The organism is Holdemanella biformis DSM 3989 (genome assembly GCF_000156655.1).
Classification (GTDB): Bacteria; Bacillota_I; Bacilli_A; order Erysipelotrichales; family Erysipelotrichaceae; genus Holdemanella; species Holdemanella biformis.
This window is the reverse complement of the sequence record NZ_DS996843.1, coordinates 148235-169682: the sequence shown is the minus strand read 5'-3', so window position 1 is coordinate 169682 and position 21448 is coordinate 148235. Positions and strand designations below refer to the sequence as shown.

The following is a 21448-nucleotide window of genomic DNA, read 5'->3' as shown; positions in this document are numbered from 1 at the left end:
ATAGGAAATCAGTTGTCTCTATTTACCAATGATATAAAAATGGTAGATGAATATTACTTTTATCCAATATTAAGTATGATTGTCGATATCATTGTGTCTGTTATTATTTTAATATACATTCTTCGCATCCATGTATTTGTAGGATTCATGATGGTTGTGATTGCAGTAGCAACACTTTTGGTGCCGAAGATGATGGAAAAAAGATTGAAAAAGTATTCGAACCAATTGTCTTCTTATTCAGGTATATATAATTCAAAATTAAAGGAGATATTTCAAAATTTCGATATCATATTGGATTTGGGCGTTCTAAAACAGTTCGTGGATAAAGGAAAAGAATGGATTGAAAACATGGAATATAAACAAAGAAATGTAAATATGGCAATATCTTTGACGGGAAACTGGGCTAATTGTATTGCGGCCACTTTTCAATTGATTTTCATGTTGGTGATTGGATTGATGATATTATATGGACATTTAGATATGATATATATGATGCCAATTGTAAATGTTTCTAATAATTTTATTTCGAATTTAAATGATATTTCAAACAATCTTGCTGGATTTAAGTCGGTGTCGGACGTGAATTCGAAATTATTGAATATTATCGATTCTCATGGACAGGCAAATAAGTTTGTATCGAACTATGATGGAAATATTTATTTGGAACATGTATCTTTTGGCTATACTGAAAGTAAGATGATTATTGATGATTTATCTTTCAAATTTGAAAAGGGGAAAAAGTATGCGATTGTTGGTCCGAGTGGTTCCGGAAAATCTACAATTTTAAAATTGATTTTAGGATATTATCCAGTTCAGAAAGGAAATGTGAGTGTTTTGGGTTCTAAGAATGTTTCTATGATTCATCAGGAAAGTCATATATTTGATGACACGATCCGAAATAACTTGAATATGGAGCTTGTACAAACAGATGAAACACTGTTAAAATGTATGGAATTTGTAGATTTACCAGAATTTAAATTAGACCAGAATATTTGTGAGGACGGAAGTAATCTTTCTGGTGGGCAAGTTCAACGAATAGGGATTGCGCGTACAATCGCACATTTAAAAGAGGTACTTTTGTGTGATGAAATAACAGCAAGCCTAGATGCACAGACGGCCATCGAAATTGAAAATCGAATATTGGATTTAAAAGAAGAAACTGTATTATATGTAACACATAAATATTTTGACGAAACACTAAAGAAGTTTGATTGTATTCTTGTATTTAAACAAGGACGGATTGTTGAACAGGGATCATTTGAAGAACTTATGAAAAATAAAGGGGACTTCTTTAGCTTAAAAAACAAGGGACATATTTAGAACCTCTTTCAACATTCAGTGATGAGGTTCAATTCGTGATATAATTAGGAACAAATAATGAATTACTTTGAGGATTAGTAGGTGGACAGTGCATGAATGATTACAGAGGATTATTGATTAAGAAACAACGAAAAGAGTTAGACATATCATTAGAAGCTTTATCACATGGGGTTTGTTCTCCTTCATATCTTTCTAAAATTGAAAATAATATCTTGGTCGCAAATGATGATATATACAATTTGTTGTTTAAAAAATTAGGGATTTCTACGATGGATACAATTAAAGAGGAAAAAATTAAACAGATGTTGGATCTTTTCTTTAAATACTATATGTCATCGGATTCAAAAGTATTTAAGATAATTAATGAGCTTTTGGAATATAAAGATGAGGTTGTGTCATCCTATTTGTTTGTTCAATATCAATTGTTTTTACTGTATGCTTCCGAAATGAATTCTCAAATCAATATATCACTTGCTGAAGTGGAAGCGTATTATTCATACATGGATGATTCGCAAAGAGAATATTTAAATTTGTTTAGATTATCTTCTGGAAATATCGAACTATCTGATAATGAGGAATGGATATTTATACGTAGATTGAAGGCAAAAGCCAATCTATATATGTATCAAAAAAACACTTTTGCGGCATACGATCTGTACAAAACATGTTTAAATTATGCGATTGAATTAGGAAATAAAAAATTGATTGCAGAAATCCTTTGTTCATTAGGATGGCTTTGTCTGGATATAGATTTAAATCAAGCTGAAAAATATTATACAAGTGCAGCTCAGTATGACTCACAATATAGGATGTTGGCTTTTTTTAATCTAGGAGCAACTATGATACAGCATAAGGATTGTATGGAAAAGGGGAATCAATATTTAAAGAAAGGATTAAAATCATGTACGGATGACTTTTTTGCAGTCAAATATAAAGAAGTTTTATTCGTATATGCGATACTAAAAGATAATATTAGTGATGCGAAAAAAATAATCAAAGAATTAGATGATTCTAGCTATATAGACGTTTTCTCTATGATGCTAAATGAGGATTATCAATTGAATGTAGACTATCAGAATCGATTAAAAGAATTAAAAAATGATTCTTCTTTATTTAAATTTTTATTTATAAAAAATTGTGAATACTTGCATAAATATAAAGAGATTTGTGTCGCAAATGATTTTATATAATTTTTAGTTTGTGCAAGATTACCTAATAAATTGAACTTAATATAGACAAGAAACACATTTATTTCTCAATGACAGTTTCTTGTCTTTTCTTTTGTCTTGAAAAATAATAAGCCTAAGGAAAAGGGGTTATTTATGTTTAAACTTGTTCAGAATCATAAAGTATTATATTTTATTTCGCTTATTCTCATTGTTTCATATTCAGTAGTGGATCTATTGAAATCCATCTTGATGAGCTATATATTTGATGATCATCTTCTAGATTCAATTTCAAGCCTTATAGTGATCGTATTGGTATTTTTAGGTGTCTATTTAATTGTTTCCACTTTACAACAATATGTAGTAGAGGTGTTGAAGAATAAAATACGTTATAGTCTTAATCAAAATTTGTATCAATCGTATGCTTCCAGGAATATAGAATCGTTTCAAAAAAAGGATAGCAGTGAGATATTGAATGAATTTAATAATGAAGTGAATGTGGTGATTGATAATTATGTTTCTTCAAAATTAAATGTGTTCTCATTAACCATTTCATTGATACTTGGAAGCCTATATATCGCAAATCTAAGTGTAGAAATATTAATGTTTCTGCTCTTTTGTGCTTTTATAACGATTTTTATAAATAGTATTTTTAAGAATCGTTTAAAGAAGAATCAAATGAATTATTTGGATTCAATGAAGCAATGGCTTTGTTCTATTAAAAATCTGTGTCGCTGTTTTAGTGATATAAAGATTTTAAATTTGGAAAAAGTATTTTGTGACGGTCTGGACATTGAGAATAAGAATATAGAACAAAGTACTCTAAAAAATAATGGATTTATAAAAATACTTACTTCTATAAATTCTTTTATTTCTCAAGCTATGTTTTTTTTGACATTGCTCTTTGGAATTGTGTTAATACATTATAATCGATTAACAGTTGGACAATTATTAGGGATTGCACAAGCCAGTAATATGGTAATTATGCCAATCGTTAATTATGCAAATCTTCGAAATATGATTCAGTCTTCTAAGCCAGTTCTACAAAAACTGTTGGATAATTCAATATGCTCTGAAGAGAATGAACCCATTATTTTTGATGAACAAATTCATGACATTAAGATTAAGCATTTATGTTATTGTTATGGTGTTCGTCAAATATTGGATTTAAGTAATTTGGTAATAGATCAAGGAAAAAAGTATTTAGTCATTGGAAAAAGTGGAGATGGTAAGAGTACTTTTTTAGACATTTTAACAAAGCAGAAGAAAGCAGATGGCATTTATGTGAACGATAAGGATTTGAAGGATGTTCAATTTAGCACCTATGCCGATAAGTTTTCTTATGTGAATCAAGACAATGACTTATTACCATTTTCCTTTGAACAAAATATTACTTTAGGAAGGAAAATGAGTAAATATTCCTTGAAAGATTTAGTAACTATATTTAATTTAGAATCAATATTTGATAAAGAAAGAGACAATCTTGATTTTGAACATTTAAATCTAAGCGGTGGAGAGAAGCAACGTATTTGTTTGGCAAGAGCAATGTACAGAAATAAAAAATGGCTTTTCTTGGATGAGGCGTTTTCTGCAATTGATAAAACAAATTCAGATCGAATACATCAATTCATTTTATCCAATCCAGATCTTACAGTATTGTCAATAGAACATAAAGTAACAAAAGAAACAGTTTCTTTATACGATAAAGTCTTATTGTTTGAAAACAAAAAGATTGTATCTATGGATGTGGAAGAATATTTAAATAGTAGCTTTTAAAAGAGAATACATAATTACAATTCTTTCTTTTTTATGGGTTTTAAATAATTCTTCTTTAAAGTTCTTTCATCTTCAAAAAAAGCTTTTTCTGATTTTGAAAGAGTATGATTTTCTAATTTTAATTCAGTTAGCTTTAATGTACAAATTAAATCAGCTACTTGAAACAATCGATATTGTGATGGAATTACTTTTCTAAATTCTACGTTTTCTAATAAAGCATTAAAAACAGAAGAGAGAACACGGGTTACTTCCACTTGCCCATTATCATAATATATTTTCACAACATCGAAACTACAAAATAAATCCATATTTTCTCGAATTAGCGAGGATAATTGTTTGCTTAATTTACCCGTGGCTTCGATAGAATCCTTAATATGCTTCTTTTCGATATATATTGTTTTGTATGAAATATCAATATGTCTGATAAATGCCATTAATTTTTTTAATATCTTTCTTCTTTCGTCTAGTGACATTCCTTTATATTCTTCTTCTGAACGAATAATTGGACCTGCATGGACACAGTGATTAGATAAGTTTAAATAAGCTAATTCATCATTAAAATGTGATAAATCAAATTGAATATCATTACTTTGGTTGTGAAAAACTAAGGAAATAATATAGTAAGGAGCGTGATAATCATATTCCCCAAAATCTCCAGATTCATCGACGAAAACACTTAATTCCATTACGCACCCTCAACTATCCAAAAGAAATGGCGGGTGTCTTACCCGCCTTTGTGTGGACCCGGGTCTTTCGACCAGCCCTAGCTTTTAAAAGCCTTTTTACACCTTTATTATAGCCAAACAAGACTTTAAAATCAAACTTTTTTCATTTCTTGTAATTCTTCATTTACATCTTTGTATTTTGTTGGATGTTGATCTGTGCAATGGTATTTATTCTTTAAACGATTCATCATATAAGTAGCAGCACTCGTGCCAACTTCATCATTGTCTAGATGAAATACAATTGTTTTAATGTTTGGATGTCTGCTTAAAAATGATTTTAAAAATATAGGAATATCACCATTTGCTTGATTATTTGCACCGGCTAAAGATAAATAGTTCTTTGTAACAAAGTTCTCATTATTTTCTTTTAAGATGGTCATATAAGATAAAAGATCAATAGCTGCCTCAAATACATGAAGTTCATCCCTATTGGTGTTTGTGTAAGAAAAGCTGAAAGCTTTATTACTTCCTGCATGATCTAAATACAAACAAAATCGATAAGAATAAGTGTGTTCATGAATTTGAGAAACAGTATAAAAATCAAAATGAAACGATTGAATATATCCAAATGAATCAGATCAAAGTCATGAACAGTGGAATAAGAGTAAATTAAATGTAAAATTGAAGGATTGACTATGCTTCCATGTAGAGATACAGAAAACAATCGCTAATGTGCTAAATGTAGTGCTTGATTGTAGAGTTCACTGTTCCAACAGAAAGACAGGAATCCAAATAATGTATGATTTTTGCATAATGTTGTCAGTTAAGAACCTTCATTGCATGCGGTGAGGATGATTTTATCTTGCTGTTCTATCGAAAGTAGTGTTTTCCTTAGTTCAAGCATTTTTTCATTTTCGACAATAATTAAATCATTCTTGTTAGAAATTTGGTGGATATTTATGATAATACACCGTTATATTCATTCTTTTAGAATAAAAAGATTATTCATCTTAAAGATTAAATTTTGTCATTTAATGCATTACCCATTATAATTGACCTATGAGAATTGCAGTATTAGAAGATAGTTTGATTCAACAAAAAAGAATACGAAATCTATTAGATTTAAGTCATAGACTTTGTTTCTTTAGTGCAGTTGAAGAATATATGGAATCCAATTCCTATTTTGATTTATTGTTGCTAGATATTGAATTAGGAAATCAAAATGGCATTGAATTCATTAAAAAACATCCAGATAAACAACGCTTTATCGTCTATGTGAGTAGTCATAGTGAATCTATGGCCGATACATTTGATACAAATGTCTTAGGATTTGTTACGAAAGATCGAATAGAAGAAGCCTTAGTCAAAAAGGTAAATCAAGTAGAGATACGTATTCATCAATTAGAGAAGATTGCACTGAATTTACCGTATGAAACAAGGTATGTGTATAGGGATGATATTTTGTATTTTCAAATTGACAATGGCGTTTTCGTCTTATTGAAGGATGGAACGAAATTATCTTTAGTGAATGAAACATTAAAAGAGATAGAGGCTCAGTTATCGGATTCTTTTATCCGCGTAAATAATAATGTGCTTATTAATTTTTCTAAAGTCGATTATTTGGATGTAAAGAATCATAAAATCATTATGTTAAATGGTACGATTATTTCAGTGAGTGTTCGAAGATGGAAAAAGGTAAAAGAGCACTATATTCAGATGAGGACAAGCATATGAATATTCTAATGAACAGTATGTATTATGTTTGCGAACAATGTTTCTATTTAAAAATAACGAAGAATTCACTATATCCAAAATGCATTCTTTCATTCTTATTAAATGGTTTATGTGTGTTTTTAATCGCTGAATATATACATATAAACTGGCTATCTGTATTTCTGCAATTGTTGATTCCCATTCTATGTTTGAATATTTCTACAAAAGAACACCATATATTGGAATCTGTTATTTCAAATTTGATTGTTGTCTTATTTCAAACAATGAATATCCTTCTATTCCGTTCTTTGACTATAGAATATTATGCATCTTCAACAATACTCACAATCGGTGGATGTGCAATCTTTTATCAAATCTTTAAATATGAAAGTTTAGAATTTGGTAAAAATACGAAATATATAATTTCTATAATCCTATTTATATTTAGCTATCTTTATATGTTGTTGATGACAGACTTGTTTTCTAAAGCAGAATTTACATATATGTATTTTATAAAGAACAGCCAAATCTATGTGTTTATGTTTACCATATCTGTTCTTGTGTTATTAAGTGTAGCTATCATTGTTTTTTCTAGAATACGCTCAAAATTAGAGATTGAGATGTATCGAAATTTCATTGAACTATCCAGTCATTATACAGAACAAATGATTCATGAACAGACGGGAATCAAGGAGTTGATTCACGATATGCGAAATTCTTTGGATGATATAAAGGTTCTGTCGCAAAAGAAAGAATATGAGGCAATTGAAGAACAAATCAATCAAGAGTTAGTAAAATATGGAAAGTTATATCCCAATTCTATATGCATAAATCCATATGTGGATGTGATCCTACAAAACTTTATTCAAGAACACAATTTGGATTATGATATACAGATATATGTTCCTAAAAGAATTGATTCTATGGATACACAAGACTTAACAACACTGCTTACATGCGTATTGGATAGTAGCTTAGTTAAAGAAAATGAGACTTTCATGTTTCATATGAATCTAAAGGAGAAAGAGCTAATTTTACATGTTCAATATTCTTTGGACATAAAGAATATGACACCTTCAAATAAATCCATACTGAATATCATTTTGAATAAGTATCATGGAACAAAAATCATGGATTCAAAGGATATGAAAATCATCTTATTTATCGAATAATCGAAATCAATTGACGGTTATTCGATTTTTTTAATGCTTCTTTTCCTTATGTGTATTAATAAAGAAAAGGAGTGGATGAAATGTGATTAAAATACAGAATCTAAAGAAAGTGTATAAAGATTGTGTGGCACTCGATACGGTTTCTATGCACATAAGAAAAGGGGGATTTGTTGCGATTATTGGAGCAAGCGGAAGTGGGAAAATTACTATGCTCAATATTATTGGTGGTTTAGATACGGATTATATGGGAAGTTGTGTAGTTCGAAATAAAGAGATGTCTTCTTTATCGGATGTAGAGTGTTGTACATTAAGAAGTCGATACATTAGTTATGTATATCAATTTTTTAATCTGATTTCTTTTTTGACAGTGAAAGAAAATGTGTGTTTGGCAAGTCAAATTAAAGGGAAAAAAGTGGATGCAAAAGAATTGAATCAAGTATTGAAATTGCTAGGGTTAGAGCATAAAAAAGATCGTTTTGCGAATGAATTGTCTGGAGGTCAACAACAGCGCGTTGCGATTGCTAGAGCGATTCTTGCACATACAGATATCATACTGGCCGATGAGCCAACGGGAAATTTAGATGGTGAGAATGCTGAAAATGTGATGGACATTTTAAAAGCGTTGAATAAAGAGGGGAAAACAATTGTGTTGGTTACGCACGATTTAAAAATCGCAAATTATGCAGACCGAATTATTCGTTTAGAACAAGGGAAAATTGTATGAATATAGTCAAAAAATATAGAAGTCGTAATAAGAAAAGCTATGTTTTATTATTCAGTATTTTGTTTTTGTGCATATTTCTTTTAACTTCTCTCTTTGTAGTAAAAGACTCTTATGATTTATATCGAATCAATGCAGCCAAAAGTTTTTATGGGGATTATGATGTGAAATATACAACTTTTGCGTATACACAAAATAAAGAATATACAGATACATACCTAGATAGTTTAAGTTATGAAACACCAATGCCCTATGTGTATAAAGGTACTTTTGATTCTTTGGTTTCAACTACAGATTTTAGTGTCTATCCAATACGTTTGATAGAAGGAGAGTATCCTAAATCTAATGAGGTGTTGATTCATAAAAAGTATCGGAATAAATATAAGGTGCAGGATACAATAAAATTATATTCGGATCAGAAGTCTAAAGAATATACGATTAGTGGTGTATATGAAAATCTAAATAATCAGCTCGTCAATTATAGTTTTTATACAGCCACGAATTCAAAAAAGGATGCGATGTATGTCTATGCAAATTTAAAAGATAAATCGGCAATCGCAACACTACCCGTACAGGATTATGAATTGAATTCAGATATGGTGGTTGCCAAATATCATTTGAATGTTGAATATGAAAATATTTTTAAATTTCTAATCTTGTTTATGAGTGTATGTTGTTTCTTGTTTGTTTATAGCGTTCTATCTGTACACTTAAAGAAAAAGCAGGCTTTTTATGATCAACTCTACATATTGGGAATGAATAAAAAGAAAATTCGTTTGTATATGATTAAGGAATATACCTTGCTTTTTGCACTGATTGAGTGTATGGGAATCGGATTTACATTATTATTGTGGGGCTTGTTTTTAAAATGGATTCAAATGAATCTTCCATTTAGTTTACATATATCAAAATATCATCTATGTATTTTATTATTGATTTTATTTGTACAATATATATTTGCATTTGGATTGAGTTTAGTACGACCTAAACATTATTTCTTTAGAAAATTGCATATTTCCAATCTATCTTTAATTGAAACAATGAGAAATGGCAATGGTCTGTTTATTGCACTGATTGTTGCGATGAGTTCGATGTTTATATGTGTATCCATGCAGTCATTAACATCTTGGATTCAAACTAATCAACAAGAAGTACAGTATGAATATGATGTGAGTGCCACATTTAATATATTTGATCATACATTGATTCCTGAATTTATTGAGGAATCAAAAGAAATTCTTAAGTCATATGAGCATGAATTTAATTATAACATTCAATGCGATGCGAATATAAATAATGAACAAATAGAAACCAAGATTACAGATGAATATAATGATTTTGTCTTAAGTAATTCATATGAAGATAATGTAAGATTGCATTTGTATAAACAAAGTGGAGAATTGATTGATGTACTCGATATACCGGTAGAAGAACATATAAATAGTGGGGATAATAAAGTTTTGTATATTCCTGAATCAAAAGTAATGGAATGGCTAAATACATATCCAGATACATTTATTACGGGTGATTTGTGGGTAAATACTAAACAATCATCATTACTAAAAAAGAAGCTTGATCATATCCAATTGTCTAGAAGAGATGATTTCTATGTAGTCGATAATAAAACGGACGCAAAGAATCTTGTTGAAATCATGAATATGTGTCAAAAAATCGTACAGTTCTATCAATTTGTATTGATAATCACTTCGATCGTGATCGTATATATGCAGTTGTATCAACATTTCTACTCACATAAGAATGAGTATGATCTGCTGCATACCATTGGCATGTCTTATAAAAAAATTCGTAGGATGTATATAGTGAAATTGTTGGCTTTCATAATAATACTGGATGTGATTGTATTGTTGATTATTAGAACAATTCAAATGGAAGTGGTAGGTTTATATTTAATTGGAAGTCTAATACTCTGTATTTTATTTACCAAAATGATTTTCTATCGTATATACAAGTAATGGATTCAAAATGAATGCAGAATATACATAAAATCGAGTTCAAATAATTAAGTTAATATCAAAAAAGATAGAGAGGTTTACATTAAAAGGCTTAAAGGTTGATTTATATATTTTGATTCATGTTTTTTACTCCCAACTCATTCTTTTTCTCCCAAAATTAGTGTATAATTGGGAGAAATAGTATTCTCTTTGGGAGGAGAAGGAAATGCGAAGTTTTGATTATAGTAATCTTAAAAATCGTACTTGGGATAATGAAATATTGTTTTATGTTGCTAAAATTCATGAATTCAAGGGAAGACAAGAGCTATATTTGCGACAAAAGCCTGTAGAATTAGAGCGTTTGGTTGAGGATAAAACAATATATAGAAATCGTGATGAAAGAGAAATCTTAGGTTATTGAAATTTAAAATCATAATAAAATAGCTAGAAGTTTGTGCTTCTAGCTATTTTCATCGTCTTTTACATATTCTAATATATCACCAGGTTGACAATTTAATACTTCACAAATGGCTTCTAAAGTAGAGAAGCGAATCGCAGAAATCTTACCCGTTTTCATTTTTGATAAGTTGACATTGCTGACGCCAACTTTCTCAGATAACTCTTTTAAACTCATTTTTCGATCGGCCATGACACGATCTAATCGCAATATGATCTTACCCATAATTATAACGTCTCATCACTCAATTGTTGTAGTTCTTGTCCATATCTAAATATATAAGACAATAAATAGATAAGGGCGGCAAAAACGAGGAAGCTTAAGTGAAGACGAATATCAAAATTGATTTGTGTAACATATTTAGTGTTGAAAAGTAAATCGAAGTTGATGGTTTGTTTAAATTGCATAATACGACATACTTCAAGAATATTAAAGACAATACCACCTACAAGAATATACTTGGCAAGGTTTTTCAGATGATTAGAAACACTAACATCAAATGGAGTATGATTCATCGTAATCGTACAAATGGATTCAATTGTTTGTACAGCTTTATATATAATAAATACAAATATAGCGGTGATTAAGAAAATCAATGGTAACCATATTGACATTTTATCTTTGCTTAATGCCGAATCATCATTAAAAGTTAATTGAAGATAGTCAATTCTTATACTTCCAAATAGAGTATTATATACATCCTTGTTGAAGGCATAAAATAAGCTTAGTCCAATTAACAACGCAACAGAGATTAAACAAACCCATCGAACGATTTTTAAAATAAAGCACATTTTCTTTAATAAATCTTTAGACTTATCATTCATGATATTACCTCCTAGCATTAAATAATTAATGTTTAGCGTTAATTTAATTATATATTACATAAATAATAAGTCAATATGATTTACTTCAAAACGCCAATTTCTTCTAAAAATAATTTGCCTGCAAAAGATAATTCTCGATCTTTTCGAATCAAGAATACACTGGAAATATACATACCTGGATCATTGATAGGACGAATAATCATATCCATAGTATGTCTTGTATCCGCATCAGAAAAAGGGATGATTGCGATTGAGTTAAATGTACGTGCCCATTCGATTGCAGTTTCGTTGATGGAGGTAATAATCGCAACATTATACGCAACGGCATGTTGACCAAACACAGTATAAACTGTATTTGAAATATCAAAAGGAATCGCTAAAGGGATGCCTTGAAATTCTTCGATTTCAATAGGCGTAGTTTTCTTGGATAAAGGATGCCCCTTAGGAATCACAGCTACAATGTCATCTTTTTCATACGGAAAAGTTTCTAATGCCCCATATTGAGGAATGCTTGCACGAACCAAGCCAATTTCTGTAATGTTGTTTAAAACATTGGGAACTACAAAATCACTGGCAATTTCATAAACATCATAATTGATATTCGGATGATTGCTCACAAAATCTTCGAATAACTTATGAATGTAATGAACAGAGTTTCCTGCTGGAATAGAAATTTTCAATTGTTCTCTATAGCCTGTATTCTGACTAGAAAGCGAAGTACTAATACTATTTTCAATACGACAAATTTCACGGGCTTTTGTATAAAATATACGACCCGCTTCTGTTAATTCAATGTTTCGACTTCCACGATGAATGAGTTTAGCTCCATATGTTTTTTCAATGTTTTTTAATTGATTACTCAAAGAAGGTTGGGCAATCAACAATTGTTTGGATGCTGCCGAAATACTTCCACAATTTACAATGGCTACAAAGTTACGATAAGAATCAAGTGTCATAATATTTCTCCTATAATATAAATATTATATAACATAAGTAAAAATAGTAATATTAATATATTTATATTTTGCTTATAATACAATTGTTTTTTATTTTTTTGGAGGAGAAAGGTATTATGACAAACATTTTAACGGACATTTTGGCAATTATTGGCGTTGTTTTAAATGGATTGCCACAAGGATTATTGGCACTTACATTTGGATTCGCATCGATTCCAACCGCAATGGCATTCTTTATTGGAGCAATTGGGAATACACTTACACAAAGCGTAGCTCCTATTTCATTTCAGGCAGAAACAATCACATATGCTGGTAGTGCAGGAAAGAATCGTTCAGAGCGTTGTACGATGATTTTCTTTGGTGCTGTAATCATGGCGTTGATTGGAGCTTTTGGATTACTAACTAAAATTGTAGATTTCATTGGAGAAGATATCGCATTCGGTATGATGGCCGGTGTTGGTATTATCTTGACTAAAGCCGCTATGGATATGATCAAAAAGGATAAATTAGCTGGTGGAGTATCGCTTGCGGCAGCATTGATCACATATTTCATCACAAGAAACGATAGTAATACTTTAGTTTATACCATCGTTATTTCAGTTGTGGCTTCATGTATCGCTAATGCGATTTTCAAGAAGGAAAAAGAAAATATTGTCGTTGTAGATGATAAATTCATGCGACAAAAATTCACAATTAACGCAAATGTCATTATGGGTGCTTTAGGAATGGTTTGTCTTAATATTGGTTCAAATATTTCTTTTGGTTCGATTACTGCAAGTATGGCGAGCAGCGGAAACTATAATGTGGATCACTTAACATTGATTTCATCATTAGCTGATATGGGATCTTCTTTCTTTGGTGGAGCCCCTGTTGAATCGATCATTTCCGCAACCGCAAGTGCACCACATCCAGTATGGGCTGGGGTTGCCATGATGGTTGTGATTGGTGTGATTCTAATCATGGGTGTTCTTCCTAAAATCAGTAAGTATGTACCCGCATCTTCTATTGCCGGCTTTTTGTTTGTCTTAGGAATCTTTAAAACAGTAGCACTAGATGCACCAGCAGCACTAGCCGCAAATGCTGCAGTAGGAGGTTCAACATTAGTTGTTACTGCAGTCACAAATCCATTCTTAGGTATGGTTGCAGGAATTGTAGTTAGAATGTTAGGAATCTAATTGGAGGAGAATATGAAAGAATATACGATGGAATTATGTGGAATAACAAGAACACTTTCTTTTATCCCTATCAATGAAACAATGGCATTCGCAAGCTTTGTGGTTTTGGGTGATACAGAACTTGTAGCTGCATGCGCACCAAAACTTGCAGAAATGATTGGGCCAGTGGATGCGATTTTAACAGCTGAGGCAAAAGGAATTGCCTTAGCTTATGAAGTTAGTAAGTGTCTTGGATTAAATGAATTTATTGTGGCAAGAAAAAGTGAAAAGTCATATATGAAAGATGTTGTGAGTGCATCAGTTCATTCCATTACTACAACTGGGGAACAACACTTATATTTGGATGGTGTGGATGCAAGTAAAATTAAAAATAAGAGAATTTGCATCATTGATGATGTCATTTCTACAGGAGAATCTTTGCATGCATTAGAAGTTTTAGCTCAGAATGCGGGAGCTGAGGTTGTAAAAAAAGCAGCACTACTAGCTGAGGGCAATGCTGCAAATCGAGAGGATATTGTCTTTTTAAAGAAACTTCCATTATTCACAAAAACTGATGATGGTTATGGAGAAATGAAATAATAATTATTCTAATAAAACTCGTTTTTACATATAGACGAGTTTTTTTCTTGTTTATGATTTCAGTGATGTTGCCTTAAAAAGACTATTTTCGTGCAAAAAGCACACTTTTCATCCTTATTAATATTTGTGAATTCATATAAAGTGTTATTAAAGGACATTTGGAAAATAATAAAATGATTCTTGAATAAATTTATCGTTTTGAGAATGGATTAAAAAAAGATGTTCGGTCTTAAATATTCTCTTGTATATATTGAAACAGATTTTCAACAGACATGCCATTTTGAACTAATAATTCATTTGGATCATAGTCTGTGTGGAAAGCTTTTGAGATACCATAATTCTTTACTTTTATATCACTATCTCCATAATAAGATGCGATATTTTGACCATATCCAGATACGAGTTCTCCATCTTCTAAAGTTAGAATGTGCGTATGATTTTTCTTTAACTTTTCTAATAACTCTATATCTAATCCAGTTAAAAATCTAGGATTGATGACTGTAATTTGAATGCCAATTTCTTCTTTTATTTTTTCTGCAACTTTTTTTGCTAAAGCTAACATACATCCAACCGCAAAGATTGCGAATTTTTCTCCTTGGATTTCAACTTTATTTTTAAGTACAGAATAATCTGTTTCATCTTTGATTCCACTAGAAACAAAACTTGCGGGAATACGAATACCAACCGGATGATCCTTTTGTGTAGTCGCGTACTTAAACATTTGTTCATATTCTTCTTTTGTGGTTGGTGCTAAATAAATAAGATTTGGGATGTGCGCAAACATTTGGATGTCGCATAGGGCGATATGCGTATTGGAATTCATGCCATAGACACCAGGACTCAACACAAGCATTACTGCTGGATTATCATTTAAACATAAATCGTGTGAAAGCTGGTCATAGGTTCTTTGAAGGAATGGGGCATAGGTTCCAAATACGGCGGTTCCTCCATTTTTGGCAATACCGCTACTCATTGCGACCATGTTTTCTTCGGCGATACCTACATCGATAAATTGTCCACGATCTACATATTCTTGACGAACATCTTGTGTAAAACCAAGTCCCATTGGTGTTCCTGCATTTAATACAATGGCTTTTTCGTTGTTGTCTAGAAGTGTTTTAATGCTGTCAAATACAGTCGTGTCATTACTTCCACTAGTAAAACGAGGACTACCATCTTCCACATGGAAAGGACCACCTGCATGCCATGCTTCTCTATTTTTTTCGGCATAAGCCAAACCTTTTCCTTTAATAGTATGAATATGTAGTACAACAGGATGATCAATATCTTTTACAGAATTGAATAAATCCACCAATTTAAATAGGTCATGTCCATCCTCTAAATAATGGTATTCCAAACCAAAACTTTTAAAGATATTGTTTGTGCAATTTCCATTGGATTCACGAAGTTCCTTTAAATTTTTATATAAACCACCATGGTTTTCAGCAATACTTTGATCATTATCATTCACAATAATAATTAAATTGTTTCTATATTCTCCTGCATAGTCCAAGGCTTCTAAGGCTTCGCCACCAGAAAGAGAACCATCTCCGATAATCGCAATGATGTTTTCTTTTCCATGATTTAAATCTCTTCCTTTTGCCAAACCCAAAGCTAAAGAAATCGATGTAGATGTGTGTCCAATCGTAAAGAAATCGTGTTCACTTTCTTCTGGGTTTGTATATCCAGTTACATCATGAAAGTGTTCTTCATCCAAAAAAGCTTGTTTTCGTCCAGTTAGGATTTTATGTGGATAAGACTGATGAGAAACGTCAAAGACGAATTTATCAATTGGCGAATGAAAAACATAGTGTAATGCAGTAGTTACTTCGACCATACCTAAGTTAGGACCATTATGTCCTCCGGCAAGGGAAATTTTGTGGATAAGTGCATCACGTGTTTCATCTGCCAAAATACGTAATTCATCTAGATTTAATTTTTGAATGTCACTTGGACCATTAATATTTTCTAAATACATGTCATTACCTCCTGTAATTGAAGGTATGATAGCACCTAAAGTTAACTTTAGGTCAAGTATTTAATGAAATATTTTGCCGTTTTGTTTAGTTCCATTCCTTTGCTAGTAGGAAATCACGGATGTTTCGATGCTTGATGCCATTTTGGCTCATGTCAAATTCATCAAGAGAAACAACGTACTTTGGAAAATTATCTTTAATACGATCATAAGCACCGAATTCACGATCAATTGTTTCTTGGGATGCCAATAGATAAGTGACTTGAACATATATTTTTTCGCCTTGTTTATTGCATACAAAATCTATTTCTTTATTGCCATTTCTTCCTACAGTTACATCAAATCCTCGGCGCAATAATTCTAGATATACGATATTTTCTAAAATAAGATTGATGTCTCGCATATTACCACCGAAAATAGCCTCACGGATGCCGTGATCGGCAATATAATATTTTTCATTGGAAGAAAGAATTTGTTTACCTTGTAAATCTTCTCGTTTCACTTGATAAAACAAGTAAGCTTCACAACAGTATTTGATATAGTTCAAAATTGTTTCCGGAGATACAGTTCGCTTTTCGTTTTTTAAAAACTTTGCGAGTGAGGATGCAGAAAAAGTTGTTCCCACATTCGCAATCACATAAGCAATGATTCGTTCTAATAAATCAATATCGCGAATTTTATTTCGTTTCATGATGTCTTTGAGTTGAACAGAGTTAAATAGATCTTGAAGATATTGTTTAGACGGAGCATCTGCATAACGAATGTTTGAAAGATAAGGCATACCTCCGACAATAAGGTATTTTTGAAAACATTGCTGAATGGATGCATCAGGAGTAATCGAATGATACAGTTCCATGAATTCTTTAAAAGAAAATGGATATATCACAAATTCTACATATCGGCCGCCTAAATACGTTGCAAGTTCACTAGATAGTAGATTTGCGTTTGAGCCTGTAATGTAAATGTCACAATCCAACGATACGCGAAAGGAGTTGATACACTTTTCCCAATCCTTGACTTCTTGTATTTCATCAAAGAATAGATAAACTTTTCCTCCTATTTCTGAGGCTCTTGCACTGATTTCATCATGCAGTGCTTGTGCAGTTTGTAAGTGGGAGTAGTTCATATCTTCAAAATTGATAGAGATAAACTGTTTTGGATTGATACCAGACTCTGTAAGCTCTTGTTGAATTAGCTTTAACATGACGGATTTGCCACAGCGGCGAATCCCAGTCATGACTTTGATTAAGTCAGTTCCTATGAATGGACGGATGCGACTCATATATAGTTCACGTTTGATCATAATTTAAAGCCTCCTTTAATTATAGTTTAACACATTTATAAGTGATGAACAGTGTTAAAAATATAAAATCATAAGTTATAACTGATGAAAAATGAAAATGCACGTAATGTTTAAGGTATAAAAATAAAAATACCCATAAGTACAACATGTACGGTGGGACTTGAAAAGTTTGTCCATTCTGTATTGTCAAAGACAATTAATCCAATTGTATCTGGCATTAGGTTACGATAATCTTTTAATGCCAAACAAACTCGTGGTAATAAGAAGAAGTTGGCTACAAAGATTAGAGTACGAACACCAAAACGTAGTTCATTATATAGTAGATCACGTAATGTATCGCTTGTCACATCATCAGCTACAACGTGTGTTTTGCATGTTTTTCCTTTTGTTTCTACTTAATACATGAGGATCTGCCGTAATCATAATGAATTAATCAAATCCATCATCAATTAAGCGTGTTCCTAGATTTAATATAGATTCAGTCATTGATTCATAATAAAGTTCTCCTAAATAAAATGGAGTTTTTTTTGGTATAAGAAAAGCTGTGGACTAAGCGATGTTAAAATCACTTTCTGTCTCACAGCTTTTTCTTTCTTTTATTATGAATGGTAAATGGAATAGACTAAGTCCAATCACTCCAAGCATGATGACTCTAAATAAATAGATATAGTATCCATGATTTAGGTTAAGGAATGGAAGTCCTTCTAATGGTGGTCTTACAATAAACATAAAGTTTGTATCATAAACTGCCAAAATAGAATTCATATATAAATTAAAAATTAATAACGCAAATAATACGACTAAATTGTTTTTAAATGCCTGCATACCTAAGTTCGCATGTTTGAAACGAATCAAATATAGAGAAAACCATGTTAATGTTGCATGATACATGAAACATTGATATACATTGGCTATATTAAATTCAACGCCATACGTTGGAATCAAGATAGCGGCGATTCCTCCACAAGTACCGACAACCGCAAAGAAGTTGATCATTTTTTGTTTTAGTGGACCATCCTTTCCAAAAGTGATGTAGGCCGCAATAAACAATAAGATACTGCAGATATGGAATGGAAGGGATTGCGGATTTAAGTGCATTCCTCCATGTGTACTTGGAATCATATCTGACATCATTTTTGTGGTTTCGCTAAGTAAACATATAAACATAAAGAAGTAACAAGCGTTTTGTAGCGTGAAATCTTCTTTTTTCGCATAGTGATTCATAATTAGGATAAATAGAATACAAATTCCTATCCATATAAAGTGTTTTGTAGTAAACATATGCCCTCTCCCTGTAGTCAACAGATTATATCATTCAAAACATAAGTAAACAATGATAAATTTCTTAAACTTATCTTAAATACAGTGATATACTTAGTCGTTAGTGAGGTTTTTATGAAACGGATTGATTTTGAAAATGATACAGTGACAAGAAATATAGTAAATGCTGCTTTCCCGTTATTGGTAGCACAAATAATGAGCCTTCTATACAACGTTGTGGACCGTATCTATATTGCTCGAATTCCTAGTATTGGAACATACGCATTGGGTGCAATTGGCTTATGTTTTCCTTTAATTGTGATAATAAATGCATTCGCAAATCTATTTGGCAGTGGAGGAGCTCCACTATTCTCCATTAGTCGTGGAGAAAAGAATAGTACAAAGGCAAACTTAGTCATGAATACATCCTTCACAATGTTAGTATTGTGCTCGATTGTTTTAATGATTGTTCTTTATCCTTTGTTGAAGCCTATATTAACCTTGTTTGGAACATCCTCATCAGCTATGAAATATGCCTATCCATATATGATGATTTATCTAATAGGAACACTACCTTCTATGCTTACTTTGGGGATGAATCCATTTATCAATGCACAAGGCTATTCAACAGCAGGTATGTGTTCAGTTTTGATTGGTGCCATTATGAATTTAGTGCTAGACCCAATGTTTATTTTCCTGTTTGGACTTGGCATTCAAGGCGCTGCCATCGCAACCCTCATTTCTCAATGTGTTTCGGCTATATTTGTGTATTGGTTTTTAAAGAATCGTTCGGAATTAAAAGTAAGATTACTTAAAAAAGAGGAATGGATTGTTTGTAAAAGGTATGCGCAAAATATTGTTAGCTTAGGAAGCAGTAGTTTTATTATGCAGCTCACAAACAGTTTGGTTTCGATTTGTTGCAACAACGTACTATCCATTACGGGTGGAGACATTTATATTTCAGTTATGACTATCATTTCAAGTGTGAGACAATTAGTAGAAACACCGATTCACGCAATCAATGATGGTTCTAGCCCAGTTTTAAGCTACAACTATGGAGCTAGAAGAGCAGAACGTATTCGAAAGGCCATTAAGGTAATTTCTATACTAGTCTTTGGCTATACTGCCATAGTTTGGAGTTTCATTATTTTGATTCCACATATATTGATTCAAGTCTTTAGTTCAGATCCTGTATTAATAAGGAATACCGTACCAGCTTTGAACCAATATTTTTCAGCTTTCATATTCATGGATTTGCAGTATATTGGTCAAAATGTATTTAAGTCATTGAATAAGAAGAAACAAGCCATCTTCTTTTCGATATTAAGAAAAGTCATTATTGTCGTTCCTCTTACATATATCATGCCATTATATCTTCATATGGGTACAGATGGTGTTTTCTTGGCAGAACCTGTATCGAATGTGGTTGGCGGAACTCTTTGTTTCGTAACAATGTTAGTAACAATCATGCCAGAATTAAAGAGAATGGAAAATAAAAATGTGATAGAATGATATCCGCGAGGTAGAAAAAATGGTACAAGATATTTATCCACATAAATTACACAATGAATTTGATCCTAATGTACAGGCAACTCAAGAGGATGTATTGCTGTGTATTGTGAATGGAAAGATTTTAATTCATTTAAATTGTTTTGAAAATAAGGAAGTTGTTTTTCCTAAAGTAAAAGAAATACAAATACATTCAGAATATCGTTATTTATTTTCAATTGATAATACAAAATATTTCTTATGTGATATGCAATTAGGAGAGGACCAGATTCCATCTGGATATGGGTATGTTGAAGAGAGAAGTTTGCGTATTGAAGGGATTGGTCCAAAAGACAATTTGTTTGCGGCCATTACTGGAAAACATTTGGCAGATTGGTATCGAGATACTAAATTCTGCGGAAGATGTGGACATAAGATGGTGCATTCAACAAAGGAAAGAGCGATGGTTTGTCCAGAGTGTTATAACACGGTGTACCCAAGAATTATGCCGGCTGTGATTGTAGGTGTAATCAATGGGGATAAGTTGTTGCTGACAAAATATCGTACGGGATTTAAGTATAATGCGTTGATTGCTGGCTTTACTGAAATTGGAGAAACGGTTGAAGAAACGGTAAAACGTGAAGTTATGGAAGAGGCAGGAATCAAAGTCAACAACATTCGTTACTATAAATCTCAGCCTTGGGGAAGTGCTAATGATATTTTGTTAGGGTTCTTTTGTGATGTAAAGGGCAATGATGAAATATCTATGGATACTAATGAATTGAAATATGCGGATTGGGTTCAAAGAGATGAAATTATTCTTCAACCAGGTGAATTTAGTTTAACGAATGAAATGATGAAATTATTTAAGGAAAATAAAGTAGAGTGAAAGTATCACACTCATTCTTCTAAAAATGATGAGGATATGGTACAATAAAGCGTGTAA

21 protein-coding genes are annotated in these 21448 nt (G+C 31.6%); 12 read left to right on the top strand and 9 right to left on the bottom strand.

The genetic code is table 11. The annotated features are described in order from the left end of the window. From EUBIFOR_RS12185 to EUBIFOR_RS07530, 3 genes are all read left to right on the top strand, one after another. Positions 1-1320: ATP-binding cassette domain-containing protein (locus EUBIFOR_RS12185; RefSeq protein ID WP_003865406.1), on the top strand; the 1320-nt coding region annotated here is incomplete at its 5' end. 92 nt (positions 1321-1412) lie between these two features. Then, positions 1413-2510, top strand: a complete 1098-nt coding sequence (locus EUBIFOR_RS07535; RefSeq protein WP_003865405.1) for a helix-turn-helix domain-containing protein — start codon at positions 1413-1415, stop codon at positions 2508-2510. A 132-nt stretch (positions 2511-2642) separates the two neighbouring features. Beyond that, positions 2643-4262, top strand: a complete 1620-nt coding sequence (locus EUBIFOR_RS07530; protein WP_040466339.1) for an ATP-binding cassette domain-containing protein — start codon at positions 2643-2645, stop codon at positions 4260-4262. Positions 4263-4276: 14 nt separating this feature from the next. Here the strand turns inward: EUBIFOR_RS07530 and EUBIFOR_RS07525 are convergent, their stop codons facing one another. Together EUBIFOR_RS07525 and EUBIFOR_RS07520 are read right to left on the bottom strand one after the other, a co-directional pair. Then, positions 4277-4948, bottom strand: a complete 672-nt coding sequence (locus EUBIFOR_RS07525; protein ID WP_003865403.1) for a DUF3800 domain-containing protein — start codon at positions 4946-4948, stop codon at positions 4277-4279. Between the two features lie 131 nt (positions 4949-5079). After that, the gene (locus tag EUBIFOR_RS07520) at positions 5080-5475 is read right to left on the bottom strand and encodes a toprim domain-containing protein (RefSeq protein ID WP_003865402.1); all 396 of its coding nucleotides are present in this window, start codon (positions 5473-5475) and stop codon (positions 5080-5082) included. A 511-nt stretch (positions 5476-5986) separates the two neighbouring features. Between EUBIFOR_RS07520 and EUBIFOR_RS07515 the strand changes: the two genes are divergently transcribed. The 5 genes from EUBIFOR_RS07515 to EUBIFOR_RS07495 all read left to right on the top strand — a co-directional run bounded on the left by EUBIFOR_RS07515 (position 5987) and on the right by EUBIFOR_RS07495 (position 10906). Beyond that, the gene (locus EUBIFOR_RS07515) at positions 5987-6661 is read left to right on the top strand and encodes a LytR/AlgR family response regulator transcription factor (RefSeq protein WP_003865401.1); all 675 of its coding nucleotides are present in this window, start codon (positions 5987-5989) and stop codon (positions 6659-6661) included. Then, positions 6658-7812 (top strand): hypothetical protein, encoded by a 1155-nt coding sequence (locus tag EUBIFOR_RS07510; protein WP_040466338.1) that lies wholly within the window; start codon positions 6658-6660, stop codon positions 7810-7812. Before EUBIFOR_RS07515 ends, EUBIFOR_RS07510 begins: the two co-directional genes overlap by 4 nt. 82 nt (positions 7813-7894) lie before the next feature. Then, a complete protein-coding gene (locus EUBIFOR_RS07505; protein ID WP_003865399.1) occupies positions 7895-8536 on the top strand; it encodes an ABC transporter ATP-binding protein in 642 nt (213 codons plus the stop codon). Next, positions 8533-10506: an FtsX-like permease family protein gene (locus EUBIFOR_RS07500; protein WP_003865398.1), complete on the top strand. Its 1974-nt coding sequence runs from the start codon at positions 8533-8535 to the stop codon at positions 10504-10506. Before EUBIFOR_RS07505 ends, EUBIFOR_RS07500 begins: the two co-directional genes overlap by 4 nt. Before the next feature lie 205 nt (positions 10507-10711). After that, on the top strand, positions 10712-10906 hold the full coding sequence (locus EUBIFOR_RS07495) for a hypothetical protein (RefSeq protein ID WP_003865397.1): 195 nt from the start codon (positions 10712-10714) through the stop codon (positions 10904-10906). 39 nt (positions 10907-10945) lie between these two features. Here EUBIFOR_RS07495 and EUBIFOR_RS07490 read toward each other — a convergent pair whose 3' ends face one another. From EUBIFOR_RS07490 to EUBIFOR_RS07480, 3 genes are all read right to left on the bottom strand, one after another. Further along, a complete protein-coding gene (locus tag EUBIFOR_RS07490; RefSeq protein WP_003865396.1) occupies positions 10946-11167 on the bottom strand; it encodes a helix-turn-helix domain-containing protein in 222 nt (73 codons plus the stop codon). Between the two features lie 2 nt (positions 11168-11169). Continuing rightward, positions 11170-11766 (bottom strand): DUF2975 domain-containing protein, encoded by a 597-nt coding sequence (locus EUBIFOR_RS07485; protein WP_040466337.1) that lies wholly within the window; start codon positions 11764-11766, stop codon positions 11170-11172. Positions 11767-11846: 80 nt separating this feature from the next. Next, positions 11847-12722 carry a LysR family transcriptional regulator gene (locus EUBIFOR_RS07480; protein ID WP_003865394.1) on the bottom strand — a complete coding sequence of 292 codons (876 nt, stop codon included), beginning with the start codon at positions 12720-12722 and terminating at the stop codon, positions 11847-11849. 116 nt (positions 12723-12838) lie between these two features. On the opposite strand from EUBIFOR_RS07480, the gene EUBIFOR_RS07475 reads away from it, so the two are divergent. Beyond that, entirely contained in the window at positions 12839-13897 is a 1059-nt protein-coding gene (locus EUBIFOR_RS07475; protein ID WP_040466336.1) for a guanine permease, read from the top strand. Positions 13898-13909: 12 nt separating this feature from the next. Then, positions 13910-14476, top strand: coding sequence for a phosphoribosyltransferase family protein (locus EUBIFOR_RS07470; RefSeq protein ID WP_040466335.1), 567 nt, complete (start codon positions 13910-13912; stop codon positions 14474-14476). A gap of 229 nt (positions 14477-14705) precedes the next feature. Here the strand turns inward: EUBIFOR_RS07470 and EUBIFOR_RS07465 are convergent, their stop codons facing one another. The 4 genes from EUBIFOR_RS07465 to EUBIFOR_RS07450 all read right to left on the bottom strand — a co-directional run bounded on the left by EUBIFOR_RS07465 (position 14706) and on the right by EUBIFOR_RS07450 (position 19035). Further along, on the bottom strand, positions 14706-16454 hold the full coding sequence (locus EUBIFOR_RS07465) for a 1-deoxy-D-xylulose-5-phosphate synthase (RefSeq protein WP_003865391.1): 1749 nt from the start codon (positions 16452-16454) through the stop codon (positions 14706-14708). Positions 16455-16539: 85 nt separating this feature from the next. Further along, positions 16540-17754, bottom strand: a complete 1215-nt coding sequence (locus tag EUBIFOR_RS07460; protein ID WP_003865390.1) for an ATP-binding protein — start codon at positions 17752-17754, stop codon at positions 16540-16542. Positions 17755-17864: 110 nt separating this feature from the next. After that, positions 17865-18101, bottom strand: coding sequence for a type 1 periplasmic-binding domain-containing protein (locus tag EUBIFOR_RS07455; RefSeq protein ID WP_040466334.1), 237 nt, complete (start codon positions 18099-18101; stop codon positions 17865-17867). 202 nt (positions 18102-18303) lie between these two features. Further along, complete coding sequence (locus EUBIFOR_RS07450; protein WP_003865388.1) at positions 18304-19035, bottom strand: TMEM164 family acyltransferase; 732 nt, start codon at positions 19033-19035, stop codon at positions 18304-18306. An 84-nt stretch (positions 19036-19119) separates the two neighbouring features. On the opposite strand from EUBIFOR_RS07450, the gene EUBIFOR_RS07445 reads away from it, so the two are divergent. Both EUBIFOR_RS07445 and nudC read left to right on the top strand, forming a co-directional pair. Next, positions 19120-20526 (top strand): MATE family efflux transporter, encoded by a 1407-nt coding sequence (locus tag EUBIFOR_RS07445; RefSeq protein ID WP_261795753.1) that lies wholly within the window; start codon positions 19120-19122, stop codon positions 20524-20526. 19 nt (positions 20527-20545) lie between these two features. Then, positions 20546-21391 carry an NAD(+) diphosphatase gene (gene nudC, locus EUBIFOR_RS07440; protein ID WP_003865386.1) on the top strand — a complete coding sequence of 282 codons (846 nt, stop codon included), beginning with the start codon at positions 20546-20548 and terminating at the stop codon, positions 21389-21391. Positions 21392-21448 lie beyond the last annotated feature (57 nt).